Source organism: Haladaptatus sp. CMSO5, from assembly GCF_036689885.1.
In the GTDB taxonomy this organism is placed as follows: domain Archaea; phylum Halobacteriota; class Halobacteria; order Halobacteriales; family Halococcaceae; genus QDMS2.
This window is the reverse complement of the sequence record NZ_JBAHVW010000001.1, coordinates 1350514-1362278: the sequence shown is the minus strand read 5'-3', so window position 1 is coordinate 1362278 and position 11765 is coordinate 1350514. Positions and strand designations below refer to the sequence as shown.

Genomic DNA, 11765 nt, shown 5'->3' with positions numbered 1-11765 from the left:
AAATCAGAATCCCCCACCCCCCTCTTTCCCGTTCTTGATCTCTCCCGTTTCCTCCCAAAAGAGACACATTTTGTCAGTTATTTTTCACGAATCGTCCCGCCGCTCAGCCCCTCCCACGCCACCCGGAACCCCAATCTGGAGAGCGCCGCACTCACGTCATCCACTTCGTACCTCGAAAACATAGTTTCGGCTTCACTCAGCGACATTCCAGCGTGGAGTTCACTCCGTAGTGAATCGAGAATGTGCGGACGGACGAGCGTCCGCCCCACACGTTCGTGGTCAGGAAACACCTTGTCAGAGAGCACCGATTCGCTCACGCCAAGGTCATGGGCGAGCGTTTTGAGGGTGATCACAGCTTCGTCGGGCGAGAGTTCTGCTGGGAGGTCTGCGGCACTCGCTTCGACCAACTCCTGTTCGTACTCGCGGAGCACGCCCACCACGTCTTTGACGCGAACGGAGCCGGTGTAGGGAATCGCGCGGTGGTCGCGGGCGGCGATTTCTTCGCCGACGCCGAGGGTGCTATCGACGGCGACGAGGAGTTCGACGTCTTCGACCACGTCCATCTGCCCGAGTTTCTTTGCGACGTATTCGGGCGTCCAGAAGCCCATGATTTCGAAATAGATGCGAAACGGCGCGTGCTTCCAGTCGAAGGCGAAATCCGGAATCATCACGCTCGCGCCCGCTTCGAGCGGTTCGGGTTCGCGCACGAGGTCCCAATCGAGGTCAAGGGCGGTAAAGCGCGCCGCGAACTCGGCTTCGACGCCGCTGTCGAACGTCACGTCGGTGACCGGCTCCGTGCCGGGGACGGACACGTCGTCCTGCGTGAGGGTCAGCAGGCGTTCTGTTCCCCGGTCGTCGATGGTGGCTTCGATGCGCCACTCGGGAGCCTTTGCGACCGACCTGAGCAGGCGGGCAAAGCGCGTGCCGTAGCGCCGACTCGTCTGGAACAGGCCGGTCGGGCCGGTGACGACCACCTCACGGCCCGCATCCGTCTTGCGAATCTCGTACATCAGCCGGAGGCGCTTGACGGCGGATATCAGCGCCTTCGGGTCGCTGCTTCGGATTCTGAGTTCCGTCGCGTCGAACAGCGCGGTCTGGGCGAGCGAGAGATTGTACTGCGCAAGTAGTTCGTCGGGAGTCCAGCGAACCGACAGCGAGGTGAGCACCTGTCGTTCTTCGAGGTCTGCGTAGAGCGATTGGGAGACGGTTTCCGTGGTGGTGGCCAGCGACTGAGCAGCTTGTTCGAGAGCTTCTGCGCGTTCTGCTTCCGTCACTACGCCGACGGCTTCTCCGGCGGCGAACACGCTCGCGCGAGTGCGCTCCGGCGGGAGTGGCGCGTCCGTCTCGAAGACGGCCTCGCGTTCAACCAGTTTGGCAAGCCCGCGAACGAGTTTGAAGTCGGCATCGGCTTCAAGGCGGGTGAGTGCCTCCTCTAAGCGGGCGCGGGTCTCGCCGACGTGGCCTTGATAGGTTCCGATGACGCGCGCGGCGAGCGGGCGCTCTTCGCGACTGGCAAACTGTGGCGTGTAGCCACCGCCCGCCCGCGACACCCGGAGGAGGTCTTTCGTGAGCACACGTAAGATTGGGTGCGGGTTACACAAAAATCGTCTGACAACGGCCCCAACGTTCTTACAAGAGAATGGATACGTGATAGATATGGAACGTCGGACTTTCCTTCGTACTGTTGGCGCGACAACGACAGTCGCGTCTCTGAGTTTTGCCGCAGGATGCTCTTCTTCCAATGGTGGGGATGATACCGAAACCAGTTCGTCTGGTGGCTCTGGAGACACAACGACGACCGTCGGCTACCCGAACGATTGGACAGGAGACGTACAGAGCATCGACGACGGCGAAGAACGCGAGGGGCCAACGCCAATCGAAGTGGAAGCGTTCGATTTCAAAGCAGACGACGCTGGCAACCTCGTGATTACTGGCACCGCGAAAAACGTGACCGAAAAGCAGGCCAAACAGGCGCTCGTCATCCACATCAGCGTTGGCGAAGACAGCTACCAAGCGGGCAAAATGTTCGACCTCGGTCCCGGCGAAACCGCGTCGTTCGAAGTACCCTTCCCCGTCACCATGGAAGCGTTCGACGCCAAAGGCAGTCTCGTGATTAAATTCCCAAAATAAGCTATCGCCGTCTGTTTGCGACCCCTTCTTCGGCCGTCTCCTTGCTCACGAGTTCGTACAACACCGCCCGACCACCGTCGGCTTTCGGCCGGAGGATTCGCCCGAGGCGCTGGGTGAACTCGCGCTCGCTCCCGCTTCCCGAAAGGACGACGGCGACGTTCGCGTCTGGCACGTCCACGCCTTCGTCGAGCACGTTCGCGGTGACGACCCGCGAGAACTCGCCGCTTCGGAATTTGCGGAGAACATCGCGGCGCTCTTTTGTTCCCGTCTGGTGGGTAATCGCTGGGATGAGAAACCGCTCTGAGATGCGGTAGACGAGGGCGTTGTGCGCGGTGAAGACAATGATGCGGTCGCCGCGATGGCGGTTGAGAATGGTCGCGAGGGAGTCGAGTTTCGCCTGTGAGTTCATCATCACTTCGCGGGCGCGTTGTTTGGCGAGCAGGGCTTCGCGGGCGCGGGGGTCGGTGCCAGAGCGCATCACGAGTTTCTGGTAGTCGCTCCCGCTTCTCAGGTGGATGTTCGAGGCGGCGAGGTAGTCGGTGAACACCGACTGGTGGCGCTCGTACTCGCGGCGTTCCTCCGGCGTCAACTCGACGGTGAGCCGTTTGATGTCGTAGTTCGCGAGGTGCTCGCCCGCGAGGTCGTCTATCTCAATGGTGTAGCAAAGCGGGCCAACGAGCGTCTCGATTATCTCGTGGGCGTCGTCTTCGCGCTCGAACGTCGCCGTGAGTCCGAGCCGAGCGGGCGCGGCGAGCAGGCGAGCAATCTGGCGAAACCCCTCGCCGCCGAGGTGATGAACCTCGTCGAAGATGACGAGGCCGAAGCGGTCGCCAATGGAATCGGCTTTGAGATACGCCGAGTGATAGGTTGAGACGGTGATTGGTTCGAGCGTTTGCTCACCACCGCCGAGCTGGCCAATCGAGCAGTCGAACTCGGTTTCGAGTTCGTCGCGCCACTGGGTGAGCAGGTCGATGGTCGGAACGACGACGAGCGTCGGGGTCTGCAAGGCTTCGATTGCGCCGAGGCCGATGACGGTTTTCCCGCTTCCCGTCGGCAGTTCGAGGACGCCGCGATTGCCCGCCGCTTGCCACGCATCGAGGGCAGCCTGTTGGTAGGGTCGAAGGTCGTACGTGGAAGAAAGGGAGGGGACGGCCGCAAGCGAGAGGACACGGTCGTCTACGTCGGCTGCGGCGAGCGCGTCACGAATTTCTGGATAGTGCATCGCCGGTGCGCGTGCTGTTTTCGAGCGCGGGTCGTACTCGACGTGCGGGAGGTCGCGGGCGGTTTGCTCTGGGAGCCCGGACACGTGAATCGTCCCGTCTTCGAAGATGAGAGTGACCGCAGACACGGGCGAAACTCGGCGGTGGGGACACTTAACGTTCGCCACCCGAGCCAGCGATGCAGAGGAGCGTTTCCCGTGTCGAGATCGACTCGGCGTGGAAAATCCCAACTACCGAACCGAATCGCATTTCTGAATTTTTATGGCCGCTGGCGCGTCTGTGTTAGTCATGAGTGAAAATCAGGGCACAGAGGAGCCTGTGCCTGACGCAGAACCCGAGGACGCCCCAGAGGCCGTGGCAGACACCGAGGACGATGCGTTTTCTGAACTCGTTGCCCGTATCGCGGAGACGGAGCCAGAACAACTGGCCCGCGAAATCGAGTCGCTCCGCGAGCAGGCAGCGGCCACAGAAGAGCTCGAAGCAGAACGCGAGGACTTAGAAAGTCGCCTGAAGCGAAAACAAGCCGAGTTCCAGAACTACAAAAAGCGGATGAAAAAACGCCGCGAGCAGGAAAAACAGCGCGCGACCGAAGACCTGGTCGAACGCCTCATCGACGTGCGCGACAACCTCGCGCGAGCGCTCGACGAAGCCGACGAGTCTGCAGACTCGGACATCGTGAGCGGCGTCGAATCGACGCTTCGGCAGTTCGACCGCATTTTAGAAGACGAAAACGTAGTCGAGATTCGCCCAGAGCCGGGCAGCGAGGTAGACCCCCAGCGCCACGAAGTCATGTTGCGAGTAGAAAGCGACCAGCCCGCAGACACCATCGCAGAGGTGTTCCAGTCGGGCTACGAGATGGCAGACCGCGTCCTGCGCCCGGCGCAGGTGACGGTCAGCGACGCTGAGTAACCGGGCGACTGCGGCGGTTGAATTGCGGTCATCATATAAGCACAGGATGTGAGACAGACACACATTTTGAAATCGCCCGACTGAGGCGCTGTGTGGCGTGGGTGTGAGGCAACGTATCTAGCAACTTTTAACCGGACGAAGGCGATAGTGCTCACCAAGATGGCGAGCAACAAGATTCTCGGTATCGACCTTGGTACCACGAACAGCGCGTTCGCGGTCATGGAGGGCGGAGACCCCGAGATTATCGTCAACAGTGAAGGGGACCGAACCACGCCCTCGGTGGTCGCGTTCACCGACGATGGCGAACGGTTAGTCGGGAAACCGGCCAAAAACCAGGCCATCCAGAACCCAGAAAAGACCATTCAATCGATCAAGCGCCACATGGGCGATGAGTACACCGTCGATATCGACGGCGAGGACTACACGCCCGAGCAGATTTCGGCGATGATTCTCCAGAAAATCAAGCGAGACGCCGAGGACTACCTCGGCGACGAACTGGAGAAGGCGGTCATCACCGTTCCTGCCTACTTCAACGACCGCCAGCGCCAAGCGACGAAAGACGCCGGCGAAATCGCTGGCTTCGAAGTCGAGCGCATCGTCAACGAGCCAACCGCCGCGTCGATGGCGTACGGCTTAGACGACGACTCGGACCAGACCGTCCTCGTCTTCGACCTCGGTGGCGGGACGTTCGACGTCTCTATCCTCGACCTCGGTGGCGGCGTCTACGAAGTGGTCGCCACGAACGGGGACAACGACCTCGGTGGCGACGACTGGGACCAGGCTATCATCGACTGGCTCGCAGAAGAGTTCGAAGCCGAACACGGCATCGACCTCCGCGACGACCGGCAGGCCCTCCAGCGCCTGAAGGACGCCGCAGAGGAGGCCAAAATCGAACTCTCCAGCCGCAAGCAGACGGAGATTAACCTCCCGTTCATCACGGCCACGGACGACGGCCCGGTTCACCTCGAAAAAGACCTCTCCCGTGCGAAGTTCGAGAACCTGACGAAGGACCTCATCGAGCGCACCGTCGGCCCGACGAAACAGGCCCTCGAAGACGCGGGCTACTCCGCCTCCGACATCGACGAGGTCATCCTCGTCGGTGGCTCGACGCGCATGCCACAGGTCACCGAAAAGGTGGCAGACGTCGTTGGCCAAGAGCCAAAGAAGAACGTCAACCCGGACGAAGCCGTCGCGCTCGGTGCGGCGATTCAGGGTGGCGTTCTCTCCGGAGATGTGGACGACATCGTCCTGCTCGACGTGACGCCGCTCAGCCTCGGTATCGAGGTCAAAGGCGGCCTGTTCGAGCGCCTCATCGAGAAGAACACGACCATCCCGACCGAGGAGTCGAAGGTGTTCACCACCGCCGCGCCGAACCAGACCTCGGTGCAGGTTCGCGTGTTCCAGGGCGAACGCGAGATTGCAAACAAGAACGAACTCTTAGGCGAGTTCCAGCTAACGGGCATCCCACCGGCACCCGCCGGAACCCCGCAGATCGAAGTCACGTTCAACATCGACGAAAACGGTATCGTGAACGTCGAAGCAGAGGACAAAGGCTCCGGGAATGCAGAGTCCATCACCATCGAAGGCGGTGCTGGCCTCTCCGACGATGAAATCGACCGTATGACCCAAGAGGCAGAACAGCACGCAGAAGAGGACAAAGAACGCCGTCGCCTCATCGAGGCTCGCAACGAGGCAGAAGGCTCCGTCCAGCGTGCAAAGACCCTGCTCGACGAAAACGAGGAGAACGTAGACGACGAACTCCGCGAGGAAATCGAAGCGTCAATCGAGGAAGTCGAGGCAACCCTCGAAGACGAGGACGCAGACGCGGACGAACTCGAAGCCGCGACCGAAGACCTCGCAGAGAGCCTCCAAGAGATTGGCAAGCGCATGTACCAGCAACAGCAGGCCCAGCAACAGGCCGCAGGCGGCGCTGGAATGGGCGGCATGGGTGGAATGGGCGGCGACGCCGATGCCGAAACCAACGGTGGCGACGAGTACGTCGACGCCGACTTCGAAGACGTGGAAGACGACGACAAGTAGCTTCGGCTCCTAATTCACGCAGATTTTTCATCGCATCCACACTGTAGCGACGGCTGTGGAGTCACACTATTCGAGCAGCGAAAACCCAAACTCAGAGTATGTCGTCGTCGCGATACTCGTACGTGTTCTCTGGAGAATCGTCGGCGAAGAAGCCGAAGGTTTCGTCGTCTCGCCGGAGGTAGTCGTTTTCGAGCATCTCGGTGACTACTCGGCCGAGGGAGTCGAGTTCTAGTTCGATGTCGTCCACGACAGACGTGTCGAGGTCGGCGCGAGCATCCTCGGAGAGCGTCGGAGAGCGGTAGCCAACCTCGTCACTGCTAGCGTCCCAGTAGAAGTCGAACCCCTCTACGAGGTCGTGTTCGAGGACGATTTCGAACTGTTCCTCCGACATTCCGGTGTGGGCCGCCCACTCGTCGAAGGCGTCTTCCCACGCACCGTCAGCGAGAATCGTTGCGAGTTCTTCCCGACGATAGTCGTCTTCGGGGTTCTCGACTGGGTTACTAATCGCTTCGTACTCGCCTCGTGACTGTGGACCCGAGAGCGATGGTGGGTCCGGAATCAAAACGTCAAGTGCCATGCTAGACGATTCGTTGTTCGGTGAGAAAAACACGCTGCCAGCCAGTGTGAAATCGGCTACTTGGTCGACTGCACGTCGATGTGGTGGACCGCGTTCGGCGACAACAGGCGGCCACTCGGAACCTCGACCCACCCGTTCGCCCGGATGCGAGCAGGGCCTTCGTGGAGAACCGTCGATTTGGCTTCGTCGCCGTAGATGACGACGTCGTCGTACTCATCTTCGAAAATTTGCGCGAACTCGTCGGCGAGCGATTCTGGTGAGATGACCATGACTCACCATCGAGCCAGCGAGTGAAAAATGTAGGTTTGTTGGCGGAAAACAATTGTTTGCGCTCCGACACGATATCGGACATGCATCGGCGTATCCTCGACATCGGTGTCTTTCTGGCCATCGTCGCCACTCTCGGATACGGAATCGTCATCCTCCAGCAGATTCTGTTCGCGCTTGTCGCGGCGGTTGGTCTGTACCTCACGTACGCGGCGGGGAAAGCGGGCGAGACGGAGCGCGCCTTCGTGCTTGCCTGCATCTGGGGACTCCTCGCGGGGGCGTTCTGGACCGCGCGTCTCGAATTCGAACTCGGGGCGATCGTCGTCGCCGTCGTCGGGTATCTCGTGTGGACGACGACGCGGAGTCCCGGCGAACCGACGGTCTGACGGCCTATTCCTCGTAAATTTTCTCTCCTCGGTGTAACCGTGACGCAATCGTGAACGTCTGTTCTGCCTCCCGGCGCGTCGGGAAGTGAGCGGCCATGTAGCGCGCGACGGTCATCAACGCGAGTCGTTTTTCGTCTTCCGAGTCGGCCACCTCGAACTGCTTGAACGAGGCTTCGAGGTTCTGGAGCGTGTGGAAGTTCGCGTCCTCGCGAAGCAGGGCTTCACCGAGCGTCTGCATCAGTTCGGTTGGGTCGCCGTCCGCATCGAAGTGCTCGCTCACGAGTGTTGCTGCCTTGTTCACCTCGCCTTCCTCGTCGAACACATCCATGAGGCGGGCGCGAATCTCGGCCGGGTCGGCGTCGGACTCGCCGGGTTCCGGGAGTGGTGCGGGTGGCATGTTGAGGAAGCGGTCGAGATACACCGAAATCGCACCATCGAAAATTCCCCGATACAGTTCTGTGGCGTCGGTGCGACGGGTGGCTTGCTCCACCGCGTTCGCGTAGGTGAAGGTGTGGTGGACGGTGTTCCAGTCGGTGAACTCGTTTACCGTGCCGAAGTGGGCGACTCGGCGCATCGCAGCGATGGAGACGGCGTGGGCGAGTTCCATCGTGTTCGCGCCCGATTCGACGGCCTCAACGAGGGCATCGACAATCGCGTGTGGGTCGTCCGCGAGCAGGGTTTCGGTGAAGTCGGTAGGTTTCTCCCACGTCTTGCCTGCGCCGGTTGCGACCATCTCATCGAGGCGGTCGTAAGTATCTTCGAGCAGTCCGGCCACGTCGATTGGCTGTCGCCACGACGAGAGTTCTTCGCTTCTCATTGCGCCCGTGAGTTCGTCTACGAGCGTCGGGAGGACGTTTGGGGCGTTCTCCCAGCCGATGTGGTCTAAGACTTCGAACGCCTTGTTCACGAAGTCAAAGGAGTGGCCCGCGTTCAGATACCGATGGTCGGTCGCGGCGGTGTACATGATTTCTGCGACTTCCTCCGGTGAGAGCGTACCGATGGCGGTGCGGAGAGTGCGCTCTGAGGGGTCGTTGTCCCGAACCTCGATGGTCTCACGGAACCACGTCTTCAGGCGATCTTTCGACACGTCCGTGGTGGTGAACCCGGGTTGCTCGAAGCGCGGCGGCTCGCCCGCGGCGTCGTTTGCGACGTACCGGAGACCGGTGTAGAGGGCGCGTTTCCGGTCTACGTCTGAGAGCGCGGGGAGGATGTTCGCCATCGCGGCGTGGACGGTTAGGCCGCTCCCCCAGCCCGCGTCGCGGTACTTGGTGCCGAAATCGACGCCAGTTTTGATGGGAACTGCGATATCTTCACCCTCGTCTGCGAGGCCGATGACGGCTTTGGCGATGACGAGCCGTAAATTCTCTTGCAGCCCGTCTGCCAGTCGATTTCGCCAGTGGGTGGCCGGTGGGACGGTCGGTTCTGGGTCGGGGTCGATGAGGATGTCGTCGCCCTCGACGCGGACGGGGAACGTTTGGACGTCGTCAGCCCACGGGTCGAAGGTGTCGCCACAGGAGAGTTCGAAGCGAGCGTGGTGCCAGTGGCAGGTGAGGATGCCTTCATCGACCGTGCCTTTCGAGAGCGGAAAACCCATGTGCGGACAGCGATTGTCAACCGCGTACACCTGGTCTTCGTGGTAGAACAGCGCGACCGAGCGGCCGTGGTGTGAAACGATGGTCGTCCCGTCTGCTTTGAGGGCTGCGAGCGAGGCGACCGGGACGAAGTCGGCTTCTGTAGCCATATGCGTCAGTTGTTGTCATGCGAACATAACCGTTCGCTGAACCCGATTTTTGTAAAATTGTTGACTCGAATGTGTGTCGGTGTGACCCGTTCTTTTCAAGTATTTCCGGGATTTACCACGGGTAACGAATGAGCGAGGACTTCTACGAAGTGCTCGGCGTCTCTCGTGACGCTGACGAAGATGACATCAAGAGTGCCTTCCGCAAGAAGGCCGCGAAGTATCACCCAGACGTCAGTGACGAACCCGACGCAGAAGAGAAGTTCAAACAGGTGAAGAAAGCGAAGGAGGTTCTCTCTGACGAGGAAAAACGAAGCGCCTACGACCGGATGGGTCACGAACGCTTCGAGCAGGCAGAAAAGCGCGGCGGCTTCGACGGCGGTGCGGGCGGAACCGGTGGCTTCGGCGGCGGTTTCGGTGGCGGCGGTGGCGGCATGGGCGGGATGAACGACATCTTCGAGCAGTTCTTCGGCGGCGGTCGGAGCCAGCGCAACGGCCCGCGACAGGGCCAGAACCTCCGCACGTCGATGACCATCACCCTCCAAGACGCCCACGACGGCCTCCAGCGCCAGTTCACGCTCACCCGACCCGAGGCGTGTGACGACTGTGGCGGCAAGGGCTATCCCGAAGACGCAGACGCAGAGACCTGCCCGCAGTGTGACGGGCGCGGCCAGACCACACACGTCCAGCAGACGCCGCTCGGGCGCATCCAGCAAACCCAGACGTGTAACCACTGTGGCGGCGAAGGAACGCTCTACTCAGAGACGTGTGACACCTGCCACGGCGACGGGCGCGTGCGCCGCGAGGCAACCCTCTCGGTCGATGTTCCCGCGGGCATCCGCGACGGCCAGACCCTCCGGATGGACGGCGAGGGCGCACCCGGCGAGAAGGGGGGCCCCAACGGTGACCTCCTCATCGACATTCAAATCGAACCGCACCCGGACTTCGAGCGCGACGGCGACGACCTCTACTATCGCCACCCAATCTCCTTCCCACAGGCCGTCTTTGGTGACAAGGTTGAAATCGAGACGCTCGCCGGAAGCGTCACGATGGACATCCCAAAGGGGACGCAGTCGGGCGAAACCTTCCGCCTGAAGGGCAAAGGGATGCCACGCCTCCGCCGCCGGAGCAAGGGAAGCATGTTCGTCCAGGTGCAGGTCGTCACGCCAGAGAAACTCAACAAAGAGCAAAAGAAGGCGCTCAAGGAGTTCGCCGAAGCAGGCGGCGAGGAAGTCGAAGTCAGCGAAGGCTTCTTCGAGAAGTTGAAAAACAGTTTCTAAGCAGCGACTCGGTTTTCTGCGACGCCGTTATCGACCGAGCGTCCGTCGCATTATCCTCGTATCTGCGTTGACTGGAACTCACCGAACCATTATTTGTCAACCCATATGTATTTTTGTATGCTGTCCGTTTGCGGAGACAATGGCTGATCCTACCCGTCGAACAATCCTCAGCGGACTTGTGGCGGGAGTGACCTCAATCGCTGGATGTTCGAAACTGAACCTGTTTTCACAACCGTCTCAGCAATGGAAAACCGGGCTTCCAACGGGACATACGAAAATCGAGTCTCCACTTTGTGTCACGGACAAGGCAATCATTTTTGCGACGCACAGTGGAACACTTTTCAACGTTTCAAGAGAGACCGGTGACATCAAGTGGGATAAAAGAGTTAGTTCAACCTCCAGTAACGGGCCAGCAATCACGCAAAGGGCGATTTATTATGCGGAGTATGGCGTCTCTGCACTATCTCACGACGGGGACACGCTGTGGGAAAAACAGCGAGACGAGAATCCAGGAATGCGCGTCACTCCGCTCGCACTCAACGATATAGTCGTCTCCGGAGAGTATGACGGAATGGTTGTGGCCCGAGACGTGACCACTGGAAGAGAGGTGTGGGAAACGTCTCTCGAAGGACCGTCACCTATCACTTCACTCATTGTGGCAGGCACGTCCATTTTTGCTAGCAACCAAGAGGGAATGCTCGCTAGTGTTGAGCCAGAAACAGGCACGATGCGGTGGTCGTACAGTGGTTCTTACGGGCAAACCGTAGTGGGGGATGAAAATCACATTGTTCTCGTTGGCAAAGAGGTCACTGCGCTCAGCGCAGACACTGGTGAAGTGGAATGGACGAACACGGTCACCGAACCGTTTGGACAACCGACGATTGCGGAGGAATCGGTGTTTGTAGCAAGCAGATCTACTCGAACCCCTGACAACCCTCACGACAACGAAGGAAGACTCTGGGCGTTCGATTTGGAGACCGGAAAACGCCGTTGGGAGCGCGAAACAACCCCGTCACCGACGACTCGTCCCACTGTGGTTGACACGCAGATACTGGCCGGGATGACCGATGGTACAGTACAATCGTTTTCGACCGATGGCACACACAATTGGACGCACGAGACAAAAGGTGATGCCGTAACCGCTCTCACAGTGCAAGAGGGGGCCGCCTACGTCGGGACTGACGAAGTTGCAATCCTCGCATTCGAACTCCCGTAATA

11 protein-coding genes are annotated in these 11765 nt (G+C 60.2%); 6 read left to right on the top strand and 5 right to left on the bottom strand.

What is annotated here, in order from left to right; genetic code table 11:
* Positions 1 to 77 precede the first annotated feature (77 nt).
* A complete protein-coding gene (locus tag V5N12_RS07160; RefSeq protein WP_332898470.1) occupies positions 78 to 1574 on the bottom strand; it encodes a DUF790 family protein in 1497 nt (498 codons plus the stop codon).
* A gap of 82 nt (positions 1575 to 1656) precedes the next feature.
* Between V5N12_RS07160 and V5N12_RS07155 the strand changes: the two genes are divergently transcribed.
* Positions 1657 to 2130: a hypothetical protein gene (locus V5N12_RS07155; RefSeq protein ID WP_332898469.1), complete on the top strand. Its 474-nt coding sequence runs from the start codon at positions 1657 to 1659 to the stop codon at positions 2128 to 2130.
* A gap of 1 nt (position 2131) precedes the next feature.
* Here V5N12_RS07155 and V5N12_RS07150 read toward each other — a convergent pair whose 3' ends face one another.
* Complete coding sequence (locus tag V5N12_RS07150) at positions 2132 to 3478, bottom strand: DEAD/DEAH box helicase family protein (protein WP_442904931.1); 1347 nt, start codon at positions 3476 to 3478, stop codon at positions 2132 to 2134.
* A gap of 133 nt (positions 3479 to 3611) precedes the next feature.
* Between V5N12_RS07150 and V5N12_RS07145 the strand changes: the two genes are divergently transcribed.
* Together V5N12_RS07145 and dnaK are read left to right on the top strand one after the other, a co-directional pair.
* Positions 3612 to 4259 (top strand): nucleotide exchange factor GrpE, encoded by a 648-nt coding sequence (locus tag V5N12_RS07145; protein WP_442904930.1) that lies wholly within the window; start codon positions 3612 to 3614, stop codon positions 4257 to 4259.
* Between the two features lie 159 nt (positions 4260 to 4418).
* Positions 4419 to 6299 (top strand): molecular chaperone DnaK, encoded by a 1881-nt coding sequence (gene dnaK, locus V5N12_RS07140; RefSeq protein ID WP_332898466.1) that lies wholly within the window; start codon positions 4419 to 4421, stop codon positions 6297 to 6299.
* Between the two features lie 91 nt (positions 6300 to 6390).
* Here dnaK and V5N12_RS07135 read toward each other — a convergent pair whose 3' ends face one another.
* A complete protein-coding gene (locus V5N12_RS07135) occupies positions 6391 to 6876 on the bottom strand; it encodes a hypothetical protein (protein WP_332898465.1) in 486 nt (161 codons plus the stop codon).
* Positions 6877 to 6932: 56 nt separating this feature from the next.
* On the bottom strand, positions 6933 to 7145 hold the full coding sequence (locus tag V5N12_RS07130; RefSeq protein ID WP_332898464.1) for a hypothetical protein: 213 nt from the start codon (positions 7143 to 7145) through the stop codon (positions 6933 to 6935).
* 81 nt (positions 7146 to 7226) lie between these two features.
* Here V5N12_RS07130 and V5N12_RS07125 point away from each other — a divergent pair, with 81 nt between their 5' ends.
* Positions 7227 to 7529 carry a hypothetical protein gene (locus V5N12_RS07125; RefSeq protein ID WP_332898463.1) on the top strand — a complete coding sequence of 101 codons (303 nt, stop codon included), beginning with the start codon at positions 7227 to 7229 and terminating at the stop codon, positions 7527 to 7529.
* Positions 7530 to 7533: 4 nt separating this feature from the next.
* Here the strand turns inward: V5N12_RS07125 and V5N12_RS07120 are convergent, their stop codons facing one another.
* Entirely contained in the window at positions 7534 to 9270 is a 1737-nt protein-coding gene (locus tag V5N12_RS07120; RefSeq protein ID WP_332898462.1) for a Rieske (2Fe-2S) protein, read from the bottom strand.
* A gap of 128 nt (positions 9271 to 9398) precedes the next feature.
* Here V5N12_RS07120 and dnaJ point away from each other — a divergent pair, with 128 nt between their 5' ends.
* Positions 9399 to 10547 carry a molecular chaperone DnaJ gene (gene dnaJ / locus V5N12_RS07115; RefSeq protein WP_332898461.1) on the top strand — a complete coding sequence of 383 codons (1149 nt, stop codon included), beginning with the start codon at positions 9399 to 9401 and terminating at the stop codon, positions 10545 to 10547.
* Between the two features lie 139 nt (positions 10548 to 10686).
* Entirely contained in the window at positions 10687 to 11763 is a 1077-nt protein-coding gene (locus tag V5N12_RS07110; RefSeq protein ID WP_332898460.1) for a PQQ-like beta-propeller repeat protein, read from the top strand.
* Positions 11764 to 11765 lie beyond the last annotated feature (2 nt).

Excerpts from the sequence above, each read along its gene's own strand:
- V5N12_RS07155 (WP_332898469.1), top strand. The coding sequence starts at position 1,657 with ATGGAACGTCGGACTTTCCTTCGTACTGTTGGCGCGACAACGACAGTC.
- V5N12_RS07145 (WP_442904930.1), top strand. The coding sequence starts at position 3,612 with ATGGCCGCTGGCGCGTCTGTGTTAGTCATGAGTGAAAATCAGGGCACA.
- dnaK (WP_332898466.1), top strand. The coding sequence starts at position 4,419 with ATGGCGAGCAACAAGATTCTCGGTATCGACCTTGGTACCACGAACAGC.
- V5N12_RS07135 (WP_332898465.1), bottom strand. The coding sequence starts at position 6,876 with ATGGCACTTGACGTTTTGATTCCGGACCCACCATCGCTCTCGGGTCCA.
- V5N12_RS07130 (WP_332898464.1), bottom strand. The coding sequence starts at position 7,145 with ATGGTCATCTCACCAGAATCGCTCGCCGACGAGTTCGCGCAAATTTTC.
- V5N12_RS07125 (WP_332898463.1), top strand. The coding sequence starts at position 7,227 with ATGCATCGGCGTATCCTCGACATCGGTGTCTTTCTGGCCATCGTCGCC.
- V5N12_RS07120 (WP_332898462.1), bottom strand. The coding sequence starts at position 9,270 with ATGGCTACAGAAGCCGACTTCGTCCCGGTCGCCTCGCTCGCAGCCCTC.
- dnaJ (WP_332898461.1), top strand. The coding sequence starts at position 9,399 with ATGAGCGAGGACTTCTACGAAGTGCTCGGCGTCTCTCGTGACGCTGAC.
- V5N12_RS07110 (WP_332898460.1), top strand. The coding sequence starts at position 10,687 with ATGGCTGATCCTACCCGTCGAACAATCCTCAGCGGACTTGTGGCGGGA.